The sequence below is a fragment of the Lysinibacillus halotolerans genome, from assembly GCF_003711845.1.
GTDB classification, from domain to species: Bacteria; Bacillota; Bacilli; order Bacillales_A; family Planococcaceae; genus Ureibacillus; species Ureibacillus halotolerans.
The window spans coordinates 26,348-50,396 of the sequence record NZ_RHLQ01000009.1; the positions used below are offsets into that span (position 1 = coordinate 26,348).

Annotated in this window: 31 protein-coding genes; all 31 read left to right on the top strand. The window is 38.2% G+C overall.

All coding sequences use genetic code 11. The annotated features are described in order from the left end of the window. Positions 1-101 precede the first annotated feature (101 nt). The 31 genes from rpoC (at position 102) to rpmD (ending at position 24,036) form a co-directional block, all read left to right on the top strand. Positions 102-3,785 carry a DNA-directed RNA polymerase subunit beta' gene (gene rpoC, locus EC501_RS05295; RefSeq protein ID WP_122971262.1) on the top strand — a complete coding sequence of 1,228 codons (3,684 nt, stop codon included), beginning with the start codon at positions 102-104 and terminating at the stop codon, positions 3,783-3,785. A gap of 155 nt (positions 3,786-3,940) precedes the next feature. Next, positions 3,941-4,192 (top strand): ribosomal L7Ae/L30e/S12e/Gadd45 family protein, encoded by a 252-nt coding sequence (locus EC501_RS05300; protein ID WP_122971263.1) that lies wholly within the window; start codon positions 3,941-3,943, stop codon positions 4,190-4,192. 94 nt (positions 4,193-4,286) lie between these two features. Then, positions 4,287-4,706 (top strand): 30S ribosomal protein S12, encoded by a 420-nt coding sequence (gene rpsL, locus EC501_RS05305; protein WP_122971264.1) that lies wholly within the window; start codon positions 4,287-4,289, stop codon positions 4,704-4,706. Between the two features lie 166 nt (positions 4,707-4,872). After that, positions 4,873-5,343: a 30S ribosomal protein S7 gene (gene rpsG / locus EC501_RS05310; RefSeq protein ID WP_122971265.1), complete on the top strand. Its 471-nt coding sequence runs from the start codon at positions 4,873-4,875 to the stop codon at positions 5,341-5,343. 91 nt (positions 5,344-5,434) lie between these two features. After that, positions 5,435-7,513 carry an elongation factor G gene (fusA, locus tag EC501_RS05315; protein WP_122971266.1) on the top strand — a complete coding sequence of 693 codons (2,079 nt, stop codon included), beginning with the start codon at positions 5,435-5,437 and terminating at the stop codon, positions 7,511-7,513. 129 nt (positions 7,514-7,642) lie between these two features. Beyond that, positions 7,643-8,830: an elongation factor Tu gene (tuf, locus tag EC501_RS05320; protein ID WP_122971267.1), complete on the top strand. Its 1,188-nt coding sequence runs from the start codon at positions 7,643-7,645 to the stop codon at positions 8,828-8,830. 139 nt (positions 8,831-8,969) lie between these two features. Continuing rightward, positions 8,970-9,653, top strand: coding sequence for a response regulator transcription factor (locus EC501_RS05325; RefSeq protein ID WP_122971268.1), 684 nt, complete (start codon positions 8,970-8,972; stop codon positions 9,651-9,653). 218 nt (positions 9,654-9,871) lie between these two features. Then, on the top strand, positions 9,872-10,672 hold the full coding sequence (locus EC501_RS05330; protein WP_241559279.1) for a sensor histidine kinase: 801 nt from the start codon (positions 9,872-9,874) through the stop codon (positions 10,670-10,672). Positions 10,673-10,775: 103 nt separating this feature from the next. Continuing rightward, the gene (locus EC501_RS05335; RefSeq protein WP_122971270.1) at positions 10,776-11,537 is read left to right on the top strand and encodes an ABC transporter ATP-binding protein; all 762 of its coding nucleotides are present in this window, start codon (positions 10,776-10,778) and stop codon (positions 11,535-11,537) included. Next, positions 11,527-13,497 carry an ABC transporter permease gene (locus EC501_RS05340; protein ID WP_122971271.1) on the top strand — a complete coding sequence of 657 codons (1,971 nt, stop codon included), beginning with the start codon at positions 11,527-11,529 and terminating at the stop codon, positions 13,495-13,497. Before EC501_RS05335 ends, EC501_RS05340 begins: the two co-directional genes overlap by 11 nt. 142 nt (positions 13,498-13,639) lie before the next feature. Further along, positions 13,640-14,971, top strand: coding sequence for a Na+/H+ antiporter family protein (locus tag EC501_RS05345; RefSeq protein WP_122971272.1), 1,332 nt, complete (start codon positions 13,640-13,642; stop codon positions 14,969-14,971). A gap of 353 nt (positions 14,972-15,324) precedes the next feature. Then, positions 15,325-15,633 carry a 30S ribosomal protein S10 gene (rpsJ, locus tag EC501_RS05350; protein ID WP_036172433.1) on the top strand — a complete coding sequence of 103 codons (309 nt, stop codon included), beginning with the start codon at positions 15,325-15,327 and terminating at the stop codon, positions 15,631-15,633. A 49-nt stretch (positions 15,634-15,682) separates the two neighbouring features. Continuing rightward, positions 15,683-16,312, top strand: a complete 630-nt coding sequence (gene rplC / locus EC501_RS05355; RefSeq protein ID WP_122971273.1) for a 50S ribosomal protein L3 — start codon at positions 15,683-15,685, stop codon at positions 16,310-16,312. 26 nt (positions 16,313-16,338) lie between these two features. Beyond that, on the top strand, positions 16,339-16,962 hold the full coding sequence (gene rplD, locus EC501_RS05360) for a 50S ribosomal protein L4 (protein ID WP_122971274.1): 624 nt from the start codon (positions 16,339-16,341) through the stop codon (positions 16,960-16,962). Then, positions 16,962-17,246: a 50S ribosomal protein L23 gene (rplW, locus tag EC501_RS05365; protein WP_122971275.1), complete on the top strand. Its 285-nt coding sequence runs from the start codon at positions 16,962-16,964 to the stop codon at positions 17,244-17,246. Before rplD ends, rplW begins: the two co-directional genes overlap by 1 nt. Before the next feature lie 45 nt (positions 17,247-17,291). Next, positions 17,292-18,122: a 50S ribosomal protein L2 gene (gene rplB / locus EC501_RS05370; RefSeq protein ID WP_122971276.1), complete on the top strand. Its 831-nt coding sequence runs from the start codon at positions 17,292-17,294 to the stop codon at positions 18,120-18,122. A 60-nt stretch (positions 18,123-18,182) separates the two neighbouring features. Continuing rightward, positions 18,183-18,461 carry a 30S ribosomal protein S19 gene (rpsS, locus tag EC501_RS05375; RefSeq protein ID WP_036183148.1) on the top strand — a complete coding sequence of 93 codons (279 nt, stop codon included), beginning with the start codon at positions 18,183-18,185 and terminating at the stop codon, positions 18,459-18,461. A gap of 22 nt (positions 18,462-18,483) precedes the next feature. Then, positions 18,484-18,828, top strand: coding sequence for a 50S ribosomal protein L22 (gene rplV / locus EC501_RS05380; protein ID WP_122971277.1), 345 nt, complete (start codon positions 18,484-18,486; stop codon positions 18,826-18,828). Between the two features lie 3 nt (positions 18,829-18,831). Then, a complete protein-coding gene (rpsC, locus tag EC501_RS05385) occupies positions 18,832-19,488 on the top strand; it encodes a 30S ribosomal protein S3 (protein WP_122971278.1) in 657 nt (218 codons plus the stop codon). 2 nt (positions 19,489-19,490) lie between these two features. Then, the gene (gene rplP, locus EC501_RS05390) at positions 19,491-19,925 is read left to right on the top strand and encodes a 50S ribosomal protein L16 (protein WP_122971279.1); all 435 of its coding nucleotides are present in this window, start codon (positions 19,491-19,493) and stop codon (positions 19,923-19,925) included. After that, entirely contained in the window at positions 19,915-20,115 is a 201-nt protein-coding gene (gene rpmC / locus EC501_RS05395; RefSeq protein ID WP_004233646.1) for a 50S ribosomal protein L29, read from the top strand. The genes rplP and rpmC overlap by 11 nt, the downstream gene beginning before the upstream one ends. 17 nt (positions 20,116-20,132) lie before the next feature. Continuing rightward, a complete protein-coding gene (rpsQ, locus tag EC501_RS05400; RefSeq protein ID WP_122971280.1) occupies positions 20,133-20,396 on the top strand; it encodes a 30S ribosomal protein S17 in 264 nt (87 codons plus the stop codon). A 42-nt stretch (positions 20,397-20,438) separates the two neighbouring features. Further along, complete coding sequence (rplN, locus tag EC501_RS05405; RefSeq protein WP_097149259.1) at positions 20,439-20,807, top strand: 50S ribosomal protein L14; 369 nt, start codon at positions 20,439-20,441, stop codon at positions 20,805-20,807. A gap of 36 nt (positions 20,808-20,843) precedes the next feature. Beyond that, positions 20,844-21,152 carry a 50S ribosomal protein L24 gene (rplX, locus tag EC501_RS05410; RefSeq protein ID WP_122971281.1) on the top strand — a complete coding sequence of 103 codons (309 nt, stop codon included), beginning with the start codon at positions 20,844-20,846 and terminating at the stop codon, positions 21,150-21,152. A gap of 28 nt (positions 21,153-21,180) precedes the next feature. Next, entirely contained in the window at positions 21,181-21,720 is a 540-nt protein-coding gene (gene rplE / locus EC501_RS05415; RefSeq protein ID WP_122971282.1) for a 50S ribosomal protein L5, read from the top strand. A gap of 21 nt (positions 21,721-21,741) precedes the next feature. Further along, positions 21,742-21,927 carry a type Z 30S ribosomal protein S14 gene (locus EC501_RS05420; protein WP_118876548.1) on the top strand — a complete coding sequence of 62 codons (186 nt, stop codon included), beginning with the start codon at positions 21,742-21,744 and terminating at the stop codon, positions 21,925-21,927. A 29-nt stretch (positions 21,928-21,956) separates the two neighbouring features. After that, the gene (gene rpsH / locus EC501_RS05425; protein WP_122971283.1) at positions 21,957-22,355 is read left to right on the top strand and encodes a 30S ribosomal protein S8; all 399 of its coding nucleotides are present in this window, start codon (positions 21,957-21,959) and stop codon (positions 22,353-22,355) included. Between the two features lie 31 nt (positions 22,356-22,386). After that, on the top strand, positions 22,387-22,926 hold the full coding sequence (gene rplF, locus EC501_RS05430; RefSeq protein ID WP_122971284.1) for a 50S ribosomal protein L6: 540 nt from the start codon (positions 22,387-22,389) through the stop codon (positions 22,924-22,926). A gap of 32 nt (positions 22,927-22,958) precedes the next feature. Further along, the gene (rplR, locus tag EC501_RS05435; RefSeq protein ID WP_122971285.1) at positions 22,959-23,318 is read left to right on the top strand and encodes a 50S ribosomal protein L18; all 360 of its coding nucleotides are present in this window, start codon (positions 22,959-22,961) and stop codon (positions 23,316-23,318) included. Between the two features lie 21 nt (positions 23,319-23,339). Beyond that, complete coding sequence (gene rpsE / locus EC501_RS05440) at positions 23,340-23,840, top strand: 30S ribosomal protein S5 (protein WP_122971286.1); 501 nt, start codon at positions 23,340-23,342, stop codon at positions 23,838-23,840. Positions 23,841-23,853: 13 nt separating this feature from the next. After that, complete coding sequence (rpmD, locus tag EC501_RS05445; RefSeq protein WP_122971287.1) at positions 23,854-24,036, top strand: 50S ribosomal protein L30; 183 nt, start codon at positions 23,854-23,856, stop codon at positions 24,034-24,036. Positions 24,037-24,049: the final 13 nt, after the last annotated feature.

Consider the following 24,049-nt stretch of genomic DNA (forward strand, 5'->3'; position numbering starts at 1 on the left):
ATTTTCTGCCTGCCCATTATTAAAATACATTATTAATTTTTAAAATTAATGTTGAGCTTCGGAAAGTCTCAGAGGACTTATACTAAAGGGAGGTAGGCTCCTTGATAGATGTTAATGAATTTGAATATATGAAAATCGGTTTAGCTTCACCGGATAAGATTCGTTCATGGTCATATGGAGAAGTAAAAAAACCTGAAACTATTAACTATCGTACTTTAAAACCAGAAAAAGACGGTCTGTTCTGTGAACGTATTTTCGGACCTACAAAAGACTGGGAATGTCACTGTGGTAAATACAAACGTGTGCGCTATAAAGGCGTAGTTTGTGACCGTTGTGGTGTAGAAGTTACTCGTGCAAAAGTTCGCCGCGAACGTATGGGTCATATTGAACTAGCAGCACCTGTATCTCATATTTGGTATTTCAAAGGTATTCCAAGCCGTATGGGACTTATTCTTGATATGTCACCACGTGCATTGGAAGAAGTTATTTATTTTGCATCATACGTTGTAATCGAACCAGGTGATTCTAGCTTAGATAAAAAACAACTTTTATCTGAAAAAGAATACCGTGCATACCGTGAAAAATTCGGTAACAGCTTCGAAGCGGCAATGGGTGCAGAAGCAATTAAAAAACTTCTAGAACAAATTGATCTAGAAGAAGAAACAATTTCATTAAAAGAAGAGTTGAAAACTGCTCAAGGCCAACGTCGCACACGTGCAATTAAACGTCTTGAAGTAATCGAATCATTCCGAAACTCTGGTAATAAACCAGAATGGATGATCTTAGATGTACTACCTGTCATTCCACCTGAGCTTCGTCCAATGGTGCAATTAGACGGTGGTCGTTTTGCTACTTCTGACTTGAACGATCTATATCGTCGAGTAATTAACCGTAACAACCGTTTAAAACGTCTACTTGACCTTGGTGCACCAAGCATCATTGTTCAAAACGAAAAACGTATGTTACAAGAAGCGGTTGACGCATTAATTGATAATGGTCGTCGTGGTCGTCCTGTTACAGGACCTGGTAACCGTCCTTTAAAATCCCTATCACATATGTTAAAAGGGAAACAAGGTCGTTTCCGTCAAAACTTACTTGGTAAACGTGTAGACTATTCTGGTCGTTCCGTTATCGTAGTAGGTCCAAACTTAAAAATGTACCAATGTGGTCTTCCAAAAGAAATGGCAATCGAGTTATTCAAGCCTTTCGTTATGAAAGAACTTGTTGAACGAGGCCTAGCTCATAACATTAAAAGTGCAAAACGTAAAATTGAGCGTATGCACAACGAAGTATGGGACGTTTTAGAAGATGTAATCCGTGAACATCCAGTGTTACTTAACCGTGCACCGACTCTTCACAGACTTGGTATTCAAGCATTCGAGCCAACATTAGTAGAAGGCCGTGCGATTCGTCTACACCCATTAGTATGTACAGCTTACAACGCTGACTTCGATGGTGACCAAATGGCGGTTCACGTTCCATTATCAGCAGAAGCACAAGCGGAAGCTCGCTTACTTATGTTAGCTGCTCAAAACATCTTAAATCCAAAAGATGGTAAACCAGTTGTAACTCCATCTCAAGATATGGTATTAGGTAACTATTACTTAACGCTTGAGCGTGCAGGAGCTCGTGGTGAAGGTTCTGTATTCTACGGTACTGACGAAGTATTAATTGCTTACCAAACTGGTAATGTACATTTACACACTCGCATTGCTGTAAAAGCAAGTTCATTAAATAACCCTACGTTTACAGAAGAACAAAATAAACAGTTCTTATTAACAACAGTAGGTAAGGTGATTTTCAACGAAATTCTTCCTGAATCATTCCCTTATATTAATGAACCAACAGCTGTGAATTTAGAACAAAAAACACCTGAGAAATACTTCACAACGTTAACAATTGATGAAGAAACGTTAAAAGAGCTAGAAGCTACTGAAGGTTACAATGAACTTTCAGAAAATGAAAAAGTAGAAGCACAACGCCAAGCTGTGTTACAAAAACACTTTGCTTCAGTTAAAACAATTAGCCCATTCCGTAAAAAATTCTTAGGAAATATCATTGCGGAAGTATTTAAACGATTCCATATTACAGAAACGTCTAAAATGCTTGACCGTATGAAAGACCTAGGATTTAAATATTCAACTAAAGCTGGTATTACAGTTGCTATTTCAGATATCGTTGTATTACCTGAAAAAGTTGAAATTTTAGAAGAAGCACAGAAAAAAGTAGATAAAGTAATGGTTCAATTCCGTCGTGGTTTAATTACGGAAGAAGAACGTTATGATCGTGTCATCTCAAGCTGGTCTGCGGCGAAAGATGAAATTCAGTCTAAACTGATGGACTCTTTACCAGATACGAACCCAATCTTCATGATGAGTGACTCTGGTGCCCGTGGTAACGCATCTAACTTTACACAACTTGCTGGTATGCGTGGATTAATGGCCAACCCAGCTGGACGTATTATCGAACTTCCAATCAAATCTTCATTCCGTGAAGGTTTAACAGTATTGGAATACTTCATCTCTACTCACGGTGCTCGTAAAGGTCTAGCCGATACAGCATTAAAAACTGCGGACTCAGGTTACTTAACTCGTCGATTAGTAGACGTTGCCCAAGATGTCATCGTACGTGAAGACGATTGTGGTACTGACCGCGGCTTAACAATCGGTGCTTTAATGGAAGGCACTGAAGTAATTGAAACTTTAGAAGAGCGTATTATTGGTCGTCATACGAAGAAAACAATTCGTCACCCTGAAACAGGTGCGGTTATTTTAGAGCGTGATCAATTAATCACTCAAGATATAGCTCGTGAAATCGAAGATGCTGGTATTAAAGAAGTGACAATTCGTTCTGCATTCACATGTAATACAAAACATGGTGTATGTAAAAAATGTTACGGTATCAACTTAGCAACTGGTGAAGAGGTTGAAGTAGGTGAAGCGGTAGGTATTATCGCTGCTCAATCAATCGGTGAACCAGGTACACAATTAACAATGCGTACATTCCATACTGGTGGGGTTGCTGGTAACGATATTACACAAGGTCTTCCACGTATTCAGGAGATTTTCGAAGCTCGTAATCCTAAAGGGCAATCGGTTATCTCTGAAATCTCAGGTACTGTTTCTGAGATCGAAGAAATTCGTGAAGGCTTAAAAGAAATTACAATCCAGGGTGAAATCGAAACACGTAAGTACCAAGCGCCATACAATGCTCGCTTAAAAGTACAACTTGGTGATGTGATTAAACCTGGTCAAGTTTTAACTGAAGGTTCTATTGATCCAAAACAATTATTAAAAGTTAAGGACGTAGCAACTGTTCAAGAATATTTATTAAAAGAAGTGCAAAAAGTATACCGTATGCAAGGGGTAGAAATTGGAGATAAACATATTGAAGTAATGGTACGCCAAATGCTTCGTAAAGTTCGTGTAATTGAAGCAGGTGATACAGAGTTATTACCAGGTTCATTACTTGATATCCACCAATTCACTGAAGCAAATAAAGATGCAATTATTAACGGTAAAGTTCCTGCAACTTGTCGTCCTGTTATCCTAGGTATTACAAAAGCATCTCTTGAAACAGAATCATTCTTATCTGCTGCATCATTCCAAGAAACAACTCGTGTGTTAACGGATGCTGCTATTAAAGGTAAACGTGATGAACTTCTTGGTCTGAAAGAAAATGTTATTATCGGTAAACTAGTTCCGGCTGGTACTGGTATGCAACGTTATCGTCAGATTCGTATCGAAGAAACTGAAGCAGTTGAAGAACTGACATCTGCAGAATAAATATACAATTCAAATGTATATTTCATATAAAAATCTTCCGGGAGAAGGGTAATTCTTCCGGAAGGATTTTTATAAAAATATTTGACAGTTTAAATTGATAGTGTTAATATACTTAAGGTTGATAGTTAACTGTCTGTACTTTGGAGGATATGAAAATGTCTTATGAAAGAGTAGAACAGGCCAGTAAAACAATCATAGGTACAAAGCAAGCAGTGAAAGCAATCCGCGCTGGTCAAGTTATAGAGCTTTTTGTAGCACTTGATGCAGACAGTTGGGTAACCGATCCAGTAATTGTTCTTGCAAAAGAAGTCGGCGTACCAGTGAGTCTCGTCGAGTCTAAAAAAGAACTTGGCAAAGCTTGTGGTATTCATGTTGGAGCTGCGGTTGTTGCAATTACTGCAAGATAGTTTTTGTGTAAAAACACAAAGACTTTGTTTTTACCCTAAAAATGAACCACCTGGATGTGTGGTATTAAGGAATAAATGAAGGGAGGAAAAACCGATGCCTACAATTAACCAATTGGTACGTAAGCCTCGTAAATCCAAAGTAACGAAATCAAATTCACCAGCGTTAAACAAGGGATATAACAGCTTTAAAAAATCTTTAACAGATGTTAATTCTCCTCAAAAACGTGGGGTTTGTACTCGTGTTGGTACTATGACACCTAAAAAACCAAACTCAGCGTTACGTAAATATGCTCGTGTACGCTTAACTAACCAAATCGAAGTTACAGCTTACATTCCTGGTGAAGGTCACAACTTACAAGAACACAGCGTAGTATTAATCCGCGGTGGACGTGTAAAAGACTTACCAGGGGTACGTTACCATATCGTACGTGGTGCTCTTGATACTGCTGGTGTAAACGGCCGTATGCAATCTCGTTCTCTATATGGTACAAAACGTCCAAAAGAGAAAAAATAATTTAATTATTTGAAATGATGTATGCCTTTTTAATCGTGACGGTTTTTGAATTATTTAACGTGCGCACGGTTCAAAATCTAAACGACTATATTGCGCCTAATTAACGCAATACATAAAAGGCGACTTGATACTATAAAATAGATATTTGTTGAAAGGAGGAAAACACATGCCTCGTAAAGGTCCTGTTTCCAAACGTGACGTGTTACCAGATCCAATTTATAATTCAAAACTAGTAACTCGTTTAATCAATAAAATGATGATTGATGGTAAAAGAGGTACTTCTCAAAAGATCTTATACGGTGCGTTCGAATTAGTAAAAGAACGTTCTGGTAAAGATCCAATCGAAGTATTTGAAGCTGCATTAAATAACGTAATGCCAGTTCTTGAAGTACGTGCTCGCCGTGTTGGTGGTTCTAACTACCAAGTACCGGTTGAAGTTCGTCCAGAACGTCGTATTACATTAGGTCTTCGTTACTTAGTTAACTATTCTCGTCTTCGTGGTGAAAAAACTATGGAAGAACGTTTAGCTAACGAAATTCTAGATGCATCTAACAACACTGGTGCTTCAGTGAAAAAACGCGAAGATATGCATAAAATGGCAGAAGCAAACAAAGCATTCGCACACTATCGTTGGTAATTTAGACTACGTGCTAGCTGTTAGCTAGTACGTAGGTTTAAATATATATTCAACAATTAGCGAAACCCAATATGGAAGGAGAAAATTTCCTATGAAACGCGAATTCTCACTAGAGAATACACGTAATATTGGGATCATGGCTCATATTGATGCTGGTAAAACAACAACAACTGAGCGTATCCTTTATTACACTGGTAAGATTCACAAAATCGGTGAAACTCACGAAGGTGCTTCTCAAATGGACTGGATGGAGCAAGAGCAAGAACGTGGTATTACAATCACTTCTGCTGCGACAACAGCTCAATGGAAAGGTAACCGTGTAAACATCATCGACACACCAGGACACGTAGACTTCACTGTAGAAGTTGAACGTTCATTACGTGTACTTGATGGTGCAGTAACAGTACTTGATGCTCAATCAGGTGTTGAGCCACAAACTGAAACTGTATGGCGTCAAGCTACAACTTATGGTGTTCCACGTATCGTATTTGTTAACAAAATGGATAAAATCGGTGCGGATTTCTTGTACTCAGTGAATACTCTTCACGATCGTTTACAAGCAAACGCTCACCCAATTCAATTACCAATCGGTGCTGAAGATGAATTCGAAGCAATTATCGATTTAGTTGAAATGAAAGCTACATTCTACGGAAACGACCTAGGTACTGATATCCAGGAACGTGAAATTCCAGAAGAATATAAAGCACAAGCTGAAGAATACCGTGAAAAACTTATTGAAGCGGTAGCTGAACTTGATGAAGAACTTATGGAGAAATACTTCGCTGGTGAAGAAATCACTAACGAAGAGCTTAAAGCTGGTATCCGTAAAGCTACTTTATCTGTAGAGTTCTACCCTGTACTTTGTGGTACTGCATTCAAAAACAAAGGTGTTCAATTAATGCTTGATGCTGTAATTGATTACTTACCAGCTCCAACTGATGTTGAAGCTATTAAAGGTGTAGATCCTGATACAAGTGAAGAAATCGTTCGTCATTCAAGTGATGAAGAGCCATTCTCTGCACTAGCATTCAAAGTTATGACTGACCCTTATGTTGGTAAATTAACTTTCTTCCGTGTTTACTCTGGTATTTTAGAATCAGGTTCATACGTTCAAAACTCTACTAAGGGTAAACGTGAACGTGTAGGTCGTATTCTACAAATGCACGCGAACTCTCGTGAAGAGATTTCAAAAGTTTACGCAGGGGATATCGCAGCTGCTGTAGGTCTTAAAGATACTACAACTGGTGACACTCTTTGTGACGAGAAAAACCTTGTTATCTTAGAGTCTATGGAATTCCCAGAACCAGTTATTGATTTATCATTAGAACCGAAATCAAAAGCAGACCAAGATAAAATGAGCCAAGCTTTACAAAAGCTTCAAGAAGAAGATCCAACATTCCGTGCTTATACAAACCAAGAAACTGGTCAAACAATTATTTCTGGTATGGGTGAACTTCACCTTGATATCATTGTTGACCGTATGAAACGTGAATTCAAAGTTGAAGCTAACGTAGGTGCTCCACAAGTTTCTTACCGTGAAACATTCCGTGGTTCAGCACAAGTTGAAGGTAAATTCGTTCGCCAATCTGGTGGTCGTGGTCAATTCGGTCACGTTTGGATTGAATTCTCTCCAAACGAAGAAGGTAAAGGCTTCGAATTCGAAAACGCTATCGTTGGTGGGGTTGTTCCTCGTGAATATATCCCTGCTGTTGAAGCTGGTTTAAGAGATGCACTAGAAAATGGTGTACTTGCTGGTTTCCCAGTAATTGATATTAAAGCGAAATTATTCGATGGATCATACCATGACGTTGACTCCAACGAAATGGCATTCAAAATCGCTGCTTCTATGGCACTTAAAAACGCAGTTTCTAAATGTAACCCAGTTCTTTTAGAGCCTGTGATGAAAGTAGAAGTAGTAATTCCTGAAGAATACCTTGGGGATATTATGGGTAACATCACTTCTCGTCGTGGACGTGTAGAAGGTATGGAAGCTCGTGGTAACGCTCAAGTTGTTCGTGCAATGGTTCCACTTTCTGAAATGTTCGGATATGCGACTACATTACGTTCTGCAACTCAAGGTCGTGGTGTATTCTCAATGGTATTCGATCACTATGAAGAAGTGCCAAAATCAATTGCTGAAGATATCATCAAAAAAAATAAAGGTGAATAATTGAAATTTCATCTTGTATCAAGTATAAATAATTTGTAAGCTATGATTGACTGGCTGAGAAGGGCCCTTATCAGCCAGCAGTTGTAACATAAAAAAATAATAAAAACACATATTAGGAGGCTAACTCTAATGGCTAAAGAAAAATTTGACCGTTCGAAAACGCATGCTAACATTGGTACAATCGGACACGTTGACCATGGTAAAACTACATTAACTGCTGCAATCGCTACAGTTCTTTCAAAACGTCTTGGTGGGGAAGCAAAATCTTACGACCAAATCGATAACGCTCCAGAAGAAAAAGAGCGTGGAATTACAATCAACACTTCTCACGTTGAATATGAAACAGCTACTCGTCACTATGCACACGTTGACTGCCCAGGACACGCTGACTATGTTAAAAACATGATCACTGGTGCTGCTCAAATGGACGGCGGTATCTTAGTAGTATCTGCTGCTGACGGCCCAATGCCACAAACTCGTGAGCACATCTTATTATCACGTCAAGTAGGTGTACCTTACTTAGTAGTATTCTTAAACAAATGTGATATGGTTGATGACGAAGAATTATTAGAATTAGTAGAAATGGAAGTACGTGACTTACTTTCTGAATATGACTTCCCAGGTGACGATGTTCCTGTAATTAAAGGTTCTGCTCTTAAAGCTCTTGAAGGTGAAGCAGAATGGGAAGAAAAAATCGTTGAGTTAATGGACGCTGTTGACAGCTACATCCCAACTCCAGAACGTGACACTGATAAACCATTCATGATGCCAGTTGAGGACGTATTCTCAATCACTGGTCGTGGTACAGTTGCAACTGGCCGTGTTGAACGTGGTCAAGTTAAAGTTGGTGACGTTGTAGAAATCATCGGTTTAGTTGAAGAACCAAAATCAACTACTGTAACTGGTGTTGAAATGTTCCGTAAATTATTAGACTATGCTGAAGCTGGTGACAACATCGGTGCTTTACTTCGTGGGGTTTCTCGTGAAGAAGTACAACGTGGACAAGTATTAGCTAAACCAGGCTCAATCACTCCACACACTACTTTCAAAGCAGAAGTTTATGTATTATCAAAAGAAGAAGGTGGACGTCACACTCCATTCTTCTCTAACTACCGTCCTCAGTTCTACTTCCGTACAACTGACGTAACTGGTGTTATTAACTTACCAGAAGGCGTTGAAATGGTAATGCCTGGTGACAACATCGAAATGAACGTTGAATTAATCTCTCCAATCGCTCTTGAAGAAGGTACTAAATTCTCTATCCGTGAGGGTGGACGTACTGTTGGAGCTGGAGTAGTAGCTTCAATCCAAAAATAATTTTAGCCTAGCTAAAACCTTTGACCAATTCGTGGGGACGCCTACGAATTGGTTTTTTTATTCTTTTATAAATGAAAAGGGGGCGGCAGGTTCAAACATAAGAAAACAAATGCTACAATGATGGAAAAGGAGGGTGATTATGGAATTAAAAGTGTTATTAATAGAAGATGATCCATCAATTTTTGAAATGATACAAGAGCGATTTGAAGGGTGGCAAATGCAAGTTGTTGGCCCTTCCGACTTTCAAAAGGTGATGGATTATTTTATCGAAGAGAGACCACATTTAGTGATTATCGATATTCAATTACCTGCTTTTGATGGTTTTCACTGGTGTAGGGAAATTCGTGAAGTTTCCAAAGTTCCCATCGTATTTTTATCCTCCCGAGACCATCCTATGGATATGGTCATGGCGATGCAAATGGGCGCAGATGATTTTGTACAAAAACCATTTAATATGGATGTGTTATTAGCAAAAGTACAAGCTATATTACGACGTACGTATGACTATGTAGAGGAACAATCTGAACTTACTCGATGGAATGGGGCAACAGTTGACTATGCAAAAGGGGTAGTTCGTTTTAAGGAAAAGGAATGTAGTTTAACTAAGAACGAATTGTTTATTTTAAGAGGACTTTTAAAACATGTTGATAAAGTCGTTTCAAGAGATGAGTTAATGCGAATGCTTTGGGATGATGAACGTTTTGTAAATGACAATACGCTTTCCGTAAATGTCAACAGACTTCGATTGAAACTTGAAGATATTGGGTTAGAAGATGTAATTATTACAAAAAAAGGGCTTGGCTATATGGCCGTTACAAAGTGAGGTCGTTTATGTTTTTATTATTTTTACGGGAACGTATGGCATGGATTATGTTCTTAGTACTGCTTATTATTTGTATGGACATCCTCTTCTATTTAGACTTCGGGTTTTCTGGGGTTAGCGTCACCTATTTTAATATAGTTATCATTTCTTTCATTACCATTTTTCTAATATGGCGCTACATAAAAGAAACTCGGGAGATTAAGAATTTCCTGGGAAATTTGTCGAATGCATCGGACTTGTTATGTTTAGAAGATGTACATCTATCTCCTTTTCAAAAACGTTTAATGAAACAAATTTTAGAAGTATATGAAGAAAAGGATTCATTTATAAACAAGTCAAAGATTCAACTGCAAGAACATGTAGATGACTTATTAGCATGGGTTCATGAAGTGAAAACACCATTAACTGCAATGAAACTGATGATAGAGCAAACAAATGATGAGAAATTACGTAAGAGACTTGAAAGTGAGTGGGTACGGATTCATCTATTATTAGATCAACAGCTTCATCATACAAGACTTGCTACAATCGAGAAGGATAATCGTTTAGAAAAAGTAATACTACGTGATGTTGTTTATAAAGAAATACGAGAGTTCCGTTCATGGTGTTTAGAAAAGGGAATTGGTTTTCAAGTTGAAGAATTGGAACAAGAAATTACAACTGATAAGAAATGGCTTGCCTTTATTGTTCGCCAAATTTTATCGAATGCCATTAAATATAGCCATGAAAATGAAGAAGTCCATATTTATACCGAAATCAACGAAACCGGTCATTTATTACTTCATATTAAAGACTTTGGTATAGGGATCAACGAGGAAGATCTTCCGCGTATTTTTCAAAAATCTTATACAGGTACGGTTGGAAGAGAGTCTGTTCAATCGACGGGTATGGGTCTTTATTTAGCAAAGAATGCAGCACAGAAATTAGGCATTCTTATTTCTGTGAAATCGCAAGTAAATAATGGTTCAACCTTTACATTACAATTTCCACAACAAAATGAGTATCAAAAAACGTGGTAGATGACGAAATTGTCACCTACCCTTTTATTTTGTCATCTAGAACGAAGGCAGAGAAACGGTTATGTAAGTAAAATGAAAATAGATAAAGAAAGGGGAGTAAAAAATGACAGTTTTAGTTGGTAGAAAAATTAAAAAAACATATGGGAAAAAATCTACAGCACAAGAAGTGTTAAAAGGTATAGATATAGAAGTAAGTAAAGGTGAATTTGTAGGAATCATGGGGCCATCTGGTTCGGGAAAAACAACATTACTAAATGTGTTATGTTCCATTGATCATCCGACTGAAGGTGTAGTAGAAATCAACGGAAAAAATTTACGAAATATGAAGGAAAAACAATTGGCCAACTTTAGACGGGAGCAGCTTGGCTTTGTATTTCAAGATTACAATTTGCTTGATACATTAACGGTAAAGGAAAATATTTTGCTTCCTTTATCAATCAGTAAGCTTCCAAGAGCTGTGGCGGAAAGTCGTTTAAAGGAACTAGTTAAATTATTAGGGATATCGGAAATTTTGAATAAGTATCCAAATGAAATTTCAGGAGGACAAAAACAACGGACTTCTGCTGCACGCGCTTTAATTTCAGGGCCAACATTAGTTTTTGCTGATGAACCTACAGGTGCCCTTGACTCAAAATCTGCTACGGCATTACTTACGAACTTAGAAAATATTAATAAGCAAAAATCCGTTACAATCATGATGGTGACCCATGATTCGGTAGCAGCAAGTTTTTGTTCACGAGTGTTATTTTTAAAAGATGGTTCAATTTATACGGAGTTATATCGTGGAGATAAAACGAGACAACAATTTTTCCAACAAATATTAAATACGCAAAGCATTCTAGGCGGTGATGGATATGACGCTTAGTAGACTCGTATTTCGAAGTATGAGGAAAAACGTAAAACATTATTATTTATATTTCTTTGCCTTAATATTTAGTGTTACTTTATGCTTCTCTTTTACGACTCTACACCATAATCCAACAGTTGTAGAAGCTTTAAAAGAAAGCGGTACGGCGTCTGCTGGATTCCAGTCGGCAACTTATGTGTTGTACTTTATCGTTACATTTTTTGTTCTCTATGCGAATCACTTATTTATGAAACGACGAAGTAAAGAAATGGGCCTTTATCAGTTGATAGGGATGACGAAAGGGTTAATTGTAAGATTAATTGCCCTTGAAAATATTATTTTATTTATTTTAGCAGTAGCCGTAGGTATGGTGATTGGCTTCTTTAGTTCAAGGCTCTTTGCCATGATCTTAATTAAGCTGTTAAAACTAGACTTAGTCATTGATTTAGTATTTTCTTCTGAAGCGTTTATACAATCAGTAATTATATTTTCAATCTTACTACTAGTTATTTTATTTCAAATGACATGGATGGTGTATCGTGTTACATTATTATCTTTATTCCATGCATCAAAAAAAGCGGATGAGCGTATAAAACGTTTTAATTTTTTCCAAATGGCGTTTGGTTTAATAGGCTTGTTTCTTATCGTTTACGGCTACTATCAATCTTCCGTATTATTTGATATGGAAAAAAGTCATTTTAAAGATTTATTTTTACACATGATTGTTATTCTAGCATCCACGATTTTTGGAACATTTTTATTCTTTAGATATTCAGTATCATTTATTATGAATATTTTCAGAGCAAGTAAAAAGGGACATTTAAAAATTCGAGACGTTATGGCAGTTACTCCGATTATGCATAGAATGAAAGGAAATGCCAAGTCATTAACGTTAATTACCGTGTTAACTGGATTAGCGGTTGGGATTATGAGTTTATCGTATATTTCTTATTTCTCATCTGCAACAAGAGCTCATCAATATTCACCATATGATTATATTTTACTAAACGATAAAGGAATTAGTTTTTTAGATCGGTTACATCAAGAAGGAATTGAATTTGAAAAGGATACGTATCGTGTAGCGGAAGTAAAGTTTGACTTCCAGGATTTAATTGGTGATTTCGCTAATCAAAATTTAACCTTTGCTAGCGAATCCTCTATGTATGTAGTTCCATTAAGCGACTTTAAACAAGTAAGCCCTGATGCGCAACTGAATGATGGAGAGGCTATTGTTACGAGTTACCAAAATATGTTTTCAGAAATTATGCCTCTTGAAAAAGGGGGAGATCTTTCCGTTCGTTTTAATAATGAAGAGGAGAAGGTTATAATAAAGGAAATACAAGAAGAATTTATGCTTTCAGGTACAGTAACAATGGCAAGTCCATTACTAGTCGTTACAGATACTACATTTGAAAATATATCTGCAAATCAAAGCCCAGAGAGTTTCTTCAATTATCAAGTCGGTGTAAACTTAGTGGATAATGAAGATAGTCCAAAAGCGGAAGAGATCTATAACGAACTGCAAGAGGAAAGAAAATTAGTAGTTAACGGGCAAGAATATTTACCACTATCTTACGAAGAAGAGCATCATAGTTACTTATCAATATATGGTACAACAATTTTTATTACTGCATTTCTTGGACTAGCATTTTTATTAACAACAGGTAGTATTCTTTACTTTAAACAAATGTCAGAAGCTGAAATGGAGAAAGAATCCTATACTATATTAAGAAAGATTGGATTTTCAACTTCTGACTTAATGAAAGGAATTTATGCAAAACAAGCTTTTAACTTTGGTGTACCGCTCGTAATAGGGTTGTTGCATAGTTATTTTGCGGTAAAATCTGGTTGGTTCTTATTCGGAACAGAAATGTTTACCCCTCTTGTCGTGACGATGGTGTTATACGTTATCATGTATGCGGTCTTCGCCGTCATTTCAACACAGTATTATAAACGAATAATCAAAGCATCATTATAATAGAAGAAAGCCGTTATATTTTCCGAAAATTTCAGGAATATATAGGGGCTTTTTCTTATATTGACTTTTCCTTTAGAAGGAGTTAGACTTTAATACGTTACTAGTTTAATAATTTAGCAGACGAAAGTAAGAGGGATATAAAATGAATGCAGTTGTAGTAGCGGTCGTTGTAATGCTCCTATTGAGTGTTCTTCGGATTAACGTTGTATTTTCATTAGTAATAGGGGCAGTTGCTGGAGGAATTACAGCAGGAATGTCCCTTGATGATACATTAATTGCCTTTGTAGAAGGTTTAGGCGGAGGAGCGGAAGTTGCTCTAAGCTATGGGATGCTCGGTGGGTTAGCCATTGCCATTTCAAAAACAGGAATTTCAGAATTGCTTGTTGTAACGATATTAAAGTTAGTTCAACGTAAAGGTGATTCCCAAAAAAGAGGATTAGTAAAAGCGTTACTATTTTTCGTTATTTTATTAATGTCCATTTTCTCACAAAATTTAATTCCAATTCACATTGCGTTTATACCATTATTAATTCCGCCGATTATTAAGATATTAAACATGTTAGAAATTGATCGTCGTTTAATTGCGTGTATTTTAGCATTCGGCTTAATTACACCATATATGAGTTTACCATTCGGTTTTGGGTTAGTATATCAAGGAATCGTAGCGGATAATATTTCAGCAGCCGGTCTTGAAATTACAAAATCCGATGTGTATGGTCCAATGTTAATTCCAGCTCTTGGAATGGTTGTAGGGTTAGTTGTAGCGTTCTTTATTTTCCGTAAACCAAGAAAGTACGAAGACCGACAAGTGGAAACAGAAATTAACGTTACGATTAAAAAGAAAAATGTCGTTTATACGGTTATTGCACTAATAGCTGCTGTAATCGTTCAAATACCTAGTATCGTTCCGTTAACTTCGGGTTCTATGTTTTTCGGTGCTCTTGTAGGAGTTTTAATTTTATACATTACAGGTGCATTAAAGTGGAGTGAAGCAGATCAAGTGCTAACAGACGGTATGCGTTTAATGGCATTTATCGGATTAGTAATGATTGCCTCAAGTGGTTTTGCTTCTGTTGTTACTGCAACAGGCCATGTCGAACAGTTAGTAGATGCTGCTAATAATATATTAGGGGACAACAAAGGGTTAGCGGTATTAATTATGTTATTAATTGGGTTATTGATTGATATGGGAATTGGTTCATCCTTTGCAACGATACCGATTATTGCTGCCATTTTTGTACCGATTGGTTTAGAATTTGGTTTAAGCACTGCAGCTATTATTACATTAATAGGTACGGCAGGCGCTTTAGGGGATGCAGGGTCGCCAGCATCGGATTCTACATTAGGACCTACTGCCGGGTTAAATGTAGATGGACAACATGATCATATTCGCGATACATGTATACCAACTTTCTTCATATTTAATATTCCGCTTATTATTTTTGGGTGGGCGGCAGTAATGTTCTTTTCATAATATAGTGACAGGGTGTCCAGATGAGTGGGCACCCTTTTTATATAGAAGAAACAAAAACATATGGAACCATATATAACCATAGATAATTGATTGATATTGATGCATAGATTCATTATACTTAAAAAGGCTTTGAAACAAATGTTGAAAAGCAATGCATAAAAGAATTACAATTTCAAAGAATTTAGCAGAAAATACTTGCTTATTCTTAGTAAATTGTATATACTGTTGAATGTTGGTCTTTGACTGCGATGAAGCGGGAGGTTGCCGACACACCCGGCCGCTTTGCCATGGCGCGTGTGTGGGAAATTTCCGTGGAGAATGTCTAGTAAATAGGCGAAAAAGGAGGGAAAATAATGGCAAAACAAAAGATTCGTATCCGTTTAAAAGCGTATGATCACCGTGTTCTAGATCAATCCGCTGAGAAAATTGTGGAAACTGCTAAACGTTCAGGTGCTAGTGTATCAGGTCCGATTCCGTTACCAACTGAGAAGTCTGTGTACACAATTCTTCGTGCGGTTCACAAGTACAAAGATTCTCGTGAACAATTCGAAATGCGTACGCATAAACGTTTAATCGACATCATTAACCCAACACCACAAACTGTTGATGCGTTAATGAAACTTGATTTACCATCTGGCGTTGATATTGAAATCAAACTTTAATGGTAAAAACAAATAGAACTTTTTTAATAATCACAGGAGGTGTGACAAAATGGCTAAAGGAATCTTAGGTAGAAAAGTTGGTATGACACAAGTTTTCGCTGAAAATGGTGATTTAATCCCTGTAACAGTTATCGAAGCTGCTCCAAACGTAGTTCTTCAAAAGAAAACTGTAGAAACAGATGGTTACGAAGCAATCCAAGTTGGTTTCGAAGATAAGCGCGTGAAGCTTTCAAACAAACCAGAACAAGGTCACGTAGCTAAAGCGAATACTGCTCCTAAGCGCTTCATTCGTGAATTCCGCAACGTTAACGTGGAAGAGTACGAGGTTGGTCAAGAAGTCAAAGTAGAAATTTTCGCAGAAGGCGATGTAGTAGACGTAACAGGTGTTACGAAAGGTAAAGGTTTCCAAGGTGTTATTAAACGTCACGGACAATCTCGTGGTCCTATGGCCCACGGTTCTCGTTACCACCGTCGTCCTGGTTCAATGGGTCCAGTTGCTCCGAACCGCGTATTTAAACAAAAGAAATTACCAGGTCAAACTGGTGGTGTTGTAGTTACGATCCAAAACTTAGAAATCGTTAAAGTTGATGCTGAACGTAACTTATTACTAGTTAAAGGTAATGTTCCTGGTTCTAAAAAAGCATTAGTTACAGTAAAAACAGCTGTAAAATCTAAATAATTTCCCGAAGAAAGGAGGAAACAGGAATGACAAAGGTATCTGTACTTAGTCAAACAGGCGCTTCTGTTGGTGAAATTGAGTTAAACGATGCAGTTTTTGCAATTGAGCCTAACGAAGCAGTATTATTCGACGCAGTAATCGCTCAACGCGCTTCTCTACGTCAAGGTAATCATAAAGTAAAAAACCGCTCTGAAGTCGCTGGTGGTGGTCGTAAACCATGGCGTCAAAAGGGAACTGGTCGTGCTCGTCAAGGTTCTATCCGTTCTCCACAATGGCGTGGCGGTGGTACTGTATTCGGTCCTACACCACGTAGCTACAGCTATAAATTACCGAAGAAAGTTCGTCGCTTAGCTCTTAAATCAGCTTTATCAGCTAAAGTTGGAGAACAAAACTTCGTAGTTCTTGATGCATTACAATTAGATGCACCAAAAACTAAAGATTTCAAAGCAATTTTAGGTAACCTAAACATTGATACGAAAGCATTATTCGTTACAGCTGAATTAGATGAAAACGTAGCATTATCTGCTCGTAACATCCCTGGTGTAACTGTTTTAACAGCTGCTGGAATCAACGTTCTTGATCTTGTAGGTCATGACAAAGTTGTATTCACGAAAGCTGCAGTAGAAAAAGTTGAGGAGGTGCTTGGATAATGGAAGCACGTGATATTCTAAAACGTCCGGTCATTACTGAGCGTTCTTCTGAGCTTATGGCTGAGAAAAAATACACTTTTGAAGTTGATGTTCGCGCAAACAAAACTCAAGTTAAAGATGCAGTAGAAGCAATCTTTGATGTAAAAGTTGAAAAAGTAAACATCATGAACTACAAAGGTAAATTTAAACGTGTTGGTAAATTCGGCGGATACACAAACAAACGTCGTAAAGCAATCGTTAAATTAGCTGCTGATAGCAAAGAAATCGAAATTTTTGATATCTAATTCCGATAAGGAAAGAATCGAAGAATAAAGAAGGAGGGAAAACAAATGGCGATTAAAAAGTATAAACCAACCTCAAATGGTCGTCGTAACATGACGTCATCTGACTTTGCGGAAATTACAACTAATAAGCCTGAAAAGTCTTTATTAGAACCAATTAAACGCAAAGCTGGTCGTAACAACCAAGGTAAAATTACTGTTCGTCATCATGGTGGTGGTCATAAGAAGCAATACCGCGTAATCGACTTCAAACGTCTTAAAGACGGAATTCCAGGACGCGTTGCTACTATCGAATATGATCCAAACCGCTCTGCGAATATCGCATTAATCAATTACGCTGACGGTGAGAAACGTTACATCTTAGCTCCAAAAGGATTAGAAGTTGGTCAAACAATCGTATCTGGTCCTGATGCAGACATTAAAGTAGGTAACTCTCTACCATTAGCAAACATTCCAATGGGTACAACAATCCATAACATCGAGTTAAAACCTGGTAAAGGTGGACAATTGGTACGTTCTGCTGGTACTTCTGCTCAAGTACTTGGTCGTGAAGGTAAATACGTAATCGTTCGTCTACAATCTGGTGAAGTTCGTTTAGTACTTGCAACTTGCCGTGCTACAATCGGTCAAGTAGGTAACGAACAACATGAACTTATCCACATTGGTAAAGCAGGTCGTTCTCGTTGGTTAGGTAAACGCCCAACTGTTCGTGGTTCTGTAATGAACCCTAACGATCACCCACACGGTGGTGGTGAAGGACGTTCTCCAATTGGACGTAAATCTCCAATGACACCATGGGGCAAACCAGCTCTTGGTTACAAAACTCGTAAGAAGAAAAACAAAACTAATAAGTTAATCATTCGTTCTCGTAAAAAATAAAGTGATTGTACTGCGGTTCGCTAGTCGTACCGTGGTGGAGTCACGGAGGGAGGTTCCTAAATGGGTCGCAGCTTGAAGAAAGGACCTTTTGTGGATGATCACTTAATGAAAAAAGTTGAAGCACAAGAAGGTTCTGAGAAAAAACAAGTTATTAAAACTTGGTCTCGCCGTTCTACTATCTTCCCGAACTTCATCGGTTTAACAATCGCTGTATATGATGGACGTAAACATGTTCCTGTATACGTGACAGAAGATATGGTAGGTCACAAATTAGGCGAATTCGCACCGACACGTACTTACAAAGGTCACGGTGCAGATGACAAGAAAACAAGACGCTAATTTTGAGAGGAGGTAAATCCTAATGACACAAGCTAAAGCTATCGCTCGCACAGTGCGCATCGCTCCTCGTAAAGTACGTCTAGTAGTAGACTTAATCCGAGGCAAGCAAGTTGGTGAAGCAGTTGCAATTTTACGTCATACTCCAAAAGCGGCGTCTCCAGTCGTTGAGAAAGTATTAAAATCTGCAGTTGCTAATGCTGAGCACAACTATGAATTAGATGTAAACAACTTAGTTGTTTCTGAAGTTTTTGTTGACGAAGGTCCAACATTAAAACGTTTCCGTCCACGTGCACAAGGACGTGCAAGCGCAATTAACAAACGCACAAGCCACATTACAATCGTGGTATCTGAGAAGAAGGAGGGTTAATCCGTGGGTCAAAAAGTACATCCAATAGGACTACGAGTTGGTATTATTCGTGACTGGGAGTCAAAATGGTACGCTGAGAAAGACTATGCTACTCTTTTACACGAAGATATTAAAATTCGTAAATATATCGAATCTGCTTTAAAAGACGCTTCAGTTTCTAAAGTAGAAATCGAACGCGCTGCAAACCGCGTAAACATTACAATTCACACTGCGAAACCAGGTATGGTAATCGGTAAAGGCGGTACGGAAGTTGAAAACTTACGTAAATACCTTAACGATTTAACTGGTAAACGTGTACACATTAATATCGTAGAAATCAAAAAAGCTGATCTTGATGCTCGTTTAGTAGCAGAAAACATCGCTCGTCAACTTGAGAACCGCGTATCATTCCGCCGTGCTCAAAAACAAGCAATCCAACGCACAATCCGCGCTGGTGCAAAAGGGATTAAAACACAAGTATCTGGTCGTTTAGGTGGCGCTGACATCGCGCGTGCTGAACATTATAGCGAAGGAACTGTTCCACTTCATACTCTTCGTGCTGACATCGACTATGCTCATGCAGAAGCTGACACTACTTATGGTAAATTAGGTGTTAAAGTATGGATTTACCGTGGTGAAGTCCTTCCTACGAAGAAGAACTCTGTGGAAGGAGGCAAATAATAATGTTATTACCAAAACGCGTTAAATACCGTCGTGAACACCGTGGTAACATGCGTGGTGAAGCGAAAGGCGGTAAAGAAGTAGCATTTGGTGAATGGGGCTTACAAGCAACAACTGCAAGCTGGATCACAAACCGTCAAATCGAATCTGCACGTATCGCTATGACACGTTACATGAAACGTGGCGGTAAAGTTTGGATTAAAATTTTCCCACATAAACCTTACACGAAAAAGCCTCTAGAGGTACGTATGGGTTCCGGTAAAGGTTCTCCAGAAGGTTGGGTAGCAGTAGTAAAGCCAGGAAAAGTTATGTTTGAAGTTGCAGGTGTATCTGAAGAGGTTGCACGTGAAGCACTTCGTTTAGCATCACACAAACTTCCTGTTAAATGTAAGATTGTTAAACGTCAAGAAACTGGTGGTGAATCTAATGAAAGCTAATGAAATCCGTGACCTTGCCACTTCTGAAATTGAATTAAAAGTGAAATCACTGAAAGAAGAGCTTTTCAACCTTCGCTTCCAATTGGCGACTGGTCAATTAGAAAACACAGCTCGTATTCGCGAAGTTCGTAAAGCGATTGCGCGCATGAAAACTGTGATTCGTGAAAGAGAAATCAGTGCAAATAACTGATAAGGAGGTTCCAAAGTATGTCTGAGCGTAATCAACGCAAAGTTTACACAGGCCGTGTTGTTTCAGATAAAATGGACAAAACAGTAACTGTTCTTGTTGAAACTTATAAGAAACATAAATTATATGGTAAACGTGTAAAGTACTCTAAAAAGTTTAAAGCTCATGATGAGTTGAACGAAGCGAAAATCGGTGATATCGTACGTATCATGGAAACTCGCCCGCTATCTGCTACAAAACGTTTCCGTTTAGTGGAAGTTGTAGAAAAAGCGGTTATTATTTAATACATTTCGGAAACATTCCTATTCCGAAGGGAGGTAACCTAAGTGATCCAACAAGAAAGTCGTATGAAAGTTGCTGACAACTCAGGTGCACGTGAAGTTTTAACAATTAAAGTGCTTGGTGGTTCTGGCCGTAAAACTGCTAACATCGGTGATATCGTTGTATGTACAGTTAAGAAAGCAACACCAGGAGGCGTTGTCAAGAAAGGTGACGTTGTTAAGGCTGTTGTCGTTCGCACAAAATCTGGTGTACGCCGTAAAGATGGTACTTATATTAAATTTGACGAAAATGCTTGCGTAATCATCAAAGACGATAAGTCACCACGCGGAACTCGTATTTTCGGACCTGTTGCACGTGAATTACGTGATAGCAACTTCATGAAAATCGTTTCATTAGCTCCAGAAGTTCTTTAATTTCATGATAGTACCAATCAAGGAGGTGCGACACTAATGCATGTTAAAAAGGGCGACAAAGTAAAAGTTATTACTGGTAAAGACAAAGGTAAAGAAGGCGTTGTTTTAGCCGCTTTCCCAAAACAAGACCGTGTTCTTGTTGAAGGTGTTAATATCGTGAAAAAACATATTAAACCTAACCAGTTAAACCCACAAGGTGGAATTGTGAGCCAAGAAGCAGCAATCCACGTATCGAACGTAATGCTAATCGATCCTAAATCTGGCGAGCCGACTCGTGTAGGTTATAAAATCGAAGATGGCAAAAAAGTTCGTGTTGCAAAAAAATCAGGTGCAGTAATCGACTAATAAGTAAATTGAGAAGGGAGGTACGAACATGAGCCGCCTAAAAGAAAAATATTTAAATGAAGTTTCTCCTGCTCTTATGAGCAAGTTTGAATATAAATCAGTAATGCAAGTTCCAAAAGTAGAAAAAATCGTTATCAACATGGGTGTTGGTGATGCAGTACAAAACTCTAAAGCACTAGATGCTGCTGTTGAAGAGTTATCAATCATCACTGGTCAAAAACCAGTTGTAACTCGTGCGAAAAAATCGATCGCAGGTTTCCGTCTACGTGAAGGAATGCCTATCGGTGCAAAAGTTACATTACGTGGTGAACGTATGTATGAATTCTTGGATAAATTAATTTCTATCGCACTTCCACGTGTACGCGACTTCCGCGGTGTTTCTAAAAAAGCATTCGATGGTCGTGGAAACTACACTTTAGGTGTTAAAGAACAATTAATTTTCCCTGAAATCGATTACGATAAAGTTTCAAAAGTACGCGGTATGGACATCGTGATCGTAACAACTGCGAATTCTGATGAAGAAGCTCGCGAGTTATTGACACAATTCGGTATGCCGTTCCAAAAGTAATAAAATAAGGAGGGCGAAAACGTGGCTAAAAAATCAATGGTCGTTAAACAACAACGTAAGCAAAAGTTTAAAGTTCAAGAATATACACGTTGTGAACGCTGTGGTCGTCCACATTCTGTATATCGTAAATTTAAACTTTGCCGTATTTGTTTCCGTGAACTTGCATATAAGGGACAAATTCCTGGCGTTAAAAAAGCTAGCTGGTAATCCCCTAAATTGGGAAGGAGGTAAAATTTATGACAATGACAGATCCGATTGCAGATATGCTAACACGCATTCGTAATGCTAACATGGTTCGTCACGAAAAGTTAGAAGTACCAGCTTCCAACTTAAAGAAAGAAATCGCTGAGATCTTAAAGCGTGAAGGTTTCGTTCGTGATGTTGAGTATGTTGAAGATAATAAGCAAGGTATCATCCGTATCTTCTTAAAATATGGAAAAGATAACGAACGCGTTATCACTGGTTTAAAACGTATTTCAAAACCTGGCTTACGCGTATATGCTAAAACTAACGAAGTACCAAAAGTACTTAACGGTTTAGGTATCGCTTTAGTATCAACTTCTCAAGGTGTATTAACTGATAAAGAAGCACGTGCTAAAAAAGTTGGCGGAGAAATCTTAGCTTACATTTGGTAATAAGTAATAAAAGAATGGAGGTGCAACCTAAATGTCTCGTGTAGGTAAAAAACCAATCGAGGTTCCAGCTAACGTTACTGTGACTGTTGCTGATGACAACACAGTTACTGTTAAAGGACCTAAAGGCGAATTAACTCGTCAATTCAACAAAGATATGAAAATTGAGCAAGAAGGAAACATCATCACTGTTGTTCGCCCTTCTGAATCAAAAGAACACCGTACTGTTCATGGTACGACTCGTGCGCTTCTAGCGAACATGGTAACTGGTGTTTCTGAAGGATTCTCTCGTTCACTAGAACTTATCGGTGTAGGTTACCGTGCGCAATTACAAGGTAAAAAACTTGTTCTTAACGTTGGTTACTCTCATCCAGTAGAGTTCACACCAGAGGAAGGTCTAGAAATCGAAGTTCCTTCAAACACAAAAGTGATCGTTAAAGGTATTAGTAAAGAACGTGTTGGTGCATTTGCATCTAACATCCGTGACGTACGTCCACCAGAACCTTATAAAGGTAAAGGTATCCGTTATGAAGGCGAATACGTTCGTCGTAAAGAAGGTAAAACAGGTAAATAATGCTTAATGAGCGTTAGAAAGGAGTGACCTCTGTGATTACGAAACAAGATAAAAATCAAGTTCGTAAAAAACGTCATGCGCGTGTTCGTTCTAAAATCTCGGGTACTGCTGAACGTCCACGTTTAAATGTATTCCGTTCAAACAAACACATCTACGCGCAACTTATTGACGATGTAGCAGGCGTAACACTTGTTAGTGCATCTACTCAAGAAAATGGTTTTGAGGGTGCAGGTAGCAATGTAGAAGCTGCGACAAAAATTGGTGAAACAATCGCTAAACGCGCTGCGGAAAAGAATATTACTGCTGTTGTATTTGACCGCGGTGGTTACTTATATCATGGACGTGTAAAGGCTTTAGCTGAAGCTGCACGTGAAAACGGCTTAGAATTTTAATAAGAAGGAGGGACATACTTCATGAGTCGCATTGACGCAAACAAACTTGAACTTGAAGAACGCGTAGTTACGATTAACCGCGTTGCTAAAGTTGTTAAAGGTGGACGTCGCTTCCGCTTCACAGCATTAGTTGTTGTAGGTGATAAAAACGGCCATGTTGGTTTCGGTACTGGTAAAGCTCAAGAGGTTCCAGATGCGATCCGCAAAGCTGTTGAAGACGCGAAGAAAAACTTAATCGAAGTACCACGTGTTGGTGGAACAACTCCACACGATGTAGTTGGTCACTTTGGAGCAGGTAAAATTTTAGTAAAACCTGCTGCTCCAGGTACTGGAGTTATCGCTGGTGGTCCTGTACGTGCCGTACTTGAACTTGCTGGTATTACTGATATTCTTTCAAAATCTCTTGGTTCAAACACACCAATTAACATGGTGCGTGCAACTATTGCAGGTTTAACTGAACTAAAACGCGCAGAGGACGTTGCAAAACTTCGCGGTAAATCAGTGGAAGAACTATTAGGATAAGGGGGGAATTATAATGGCTAATAAATTAGAAATCACCCTTACTAAATCTTTAATTGGTACTAAACCTCAACAACGCAAAGTTATTGAAGCTTTAGGCTTACGTAAAGTTAACCAAACTGTAGAACAAGCTGACAACGCAGCTATTCGCGGTATGTTAGATAAAGTAGCTCACTTAGTTACTGTAAAAGAAAATTAATTTTCAATCATTG

Bases quoted from the DNA above. Each gene is read 5' to 3' on its own strand.
- rpsE (WP_122971286.1), top strand. From the start codon at position 23,340: ATGAGTCGCATTGACGCAAACAAACTTGAACTTGAAGAACGCGTAGTT.
- EC501_RS05300 (WP_122971263.1), top strand. From the start codon at position 3,941: ATGTCTTATGAAAGAGTAGAACAGGCCAGTAAAACAATCATAGGTACA.
- rplC (WP_122971273.1), top strand. From the start codon at position 15,683: ATGGCTAAAGGAATCTTAGGTAGAAAAGTTGGTATGACACAAGTTTTC.
- rpmC (WP_004233646.1), top strand. From the start codon at position 19,915: ATGAAAGCTAATGAAATCCGTGACCTTGCCACTTCTGAAATTGAATTA.
- rpmD (WP_122971287.1), top strand. From the start codon at position 23,854: ATGGCTAATAAATTAGAAATCACCCTTACTAAATCTTTAATTGGTACT.
- EC501_RS05325 (WP_122971268.1), top strand. From the start codon at position 8,970: ATGGAATTAAAAGTGTTATTAATAGAAGATGATCCATCAATTTTTGAA.
- EC501_RS05340 (WP_122971271.1), top strand. From the start codon at position 11,527: ATGACGCTTAGTAGACTCGTATTTCGAAGTATGAGGAAAAACGTAAAA.
- rplF (WP_122971284.1), top strand. From the start codon at position 22,387: ATGTCTCGTGTAGGTAAAAAACCAATCGAGGTTCCAGCTAACGTTACT.
- tuf (WP_122971267.1), top strand. From the start codon at position 7,643: ATGGCTAAAGAAAAATTTGACCGTTCGAAAACGCATGCTAACATTGGT.
- rplB (WP_122971276.1), top strand. From the start codon at position 17,292: ATGGCGATTAAAAAGTATAAACCAACCTCAAATGGTCGTCGTAACATG.
- EC501_RS05345 (WP_122971272.1), top strand. From the start codon at position 13,640: ATGAATGCAGTTGTAGTAGCGGTCGTTGTAATGCTCCTATTGAGTGTT.
- rplP (WP_122971279.1), top strand. From the start codon at position 19,491: ATGTTATTACCAAAACGCGTTAAATACCGTCGTGAACACCGTGGTAAC.
- rpsH (WP_122971283.1), top strand. From the start codon at position 21,957: ATGACAATGACAGATCCGATTGCAGATATGCTAACACGCATTCGTAAT.
- rplX (WP_122971281.1), top strand. From the start codon at position 20,844: ATGCATGTTAAAAAGGGCGACAAAGTAAAAGTTATTACTGGTAAAGAC.
- rplD (WP_122971274.1), top strand. From the start codon at position 16,339: ATGACAAAGGTATCTGTACTTAGTCAAACAGGCGCTTCTGTTGGTGAA.
- rplE (WP_122971282.1), top strand. From the start codon at position 21,181: ATGAGCCGCCTAAAAGAAAAATATTTAAATGAAGTTTCTCCTGCTCTT.
- rpsL (WP_122971264.1), top strand. From the start codon at position 4,287: ATGCCTACAATTAACCAATTGGTACGTAAGCCTCGTAAATCCAAAGTA.
- rpsJ (WP_036172433.1), top strand. From the start codon at position 15,325: ATGGCAAAACAAAAGATTCGTATCCGTTTAAAAGCGTATGATCACCGT.
- rplW (WP_122971275.1), top strand. From the start codon at position 16,962: ATGGAAGCACGTGATATTCTAAAACGTCCGGTCATTACTGAGCGTTCT.
- rpsQ (WP_122971280.1), top strand. From the start codon at position 20,133: ATGTCTGAGCGTAATCAACGCAAAGTTTACACAGGCCGTGTTGTTTCA.
- fusA (WP_122971266.1), top strand. From the start codon at position 5,435: ATGAAACGCGAATTCTCACTAGAGAATACACGTAATATTGGGATCATG.
- rpsS (WP_036183148.1), top strand. From the start codon at position 18,183: ATGGGTCGCAGCTTGAAGAAAGGACCTTTTGTGGATGATCACTTAATG.
- rplV (WP_122971277.1), top strand. From the start codon at position 18,484: ATGACACAAGCTAAAGCTATCGCTCGCACAGTGCGCATCGCTCCTCGT.
- rpsG (WP_122971265.1), top strand. From the start codon at position 4,873: ATGCCTCGTAAAGGTCCTGTTTCCAAACGTGACGTGTTACCAGATCCA.
- EC501_RS05335 (WP_122971270.1), top strand. From the start codon at position 10,776: ATGACAGTTTTAGTTGGTAGAAAAATTAAAAAAACATATGGGAAAAAA.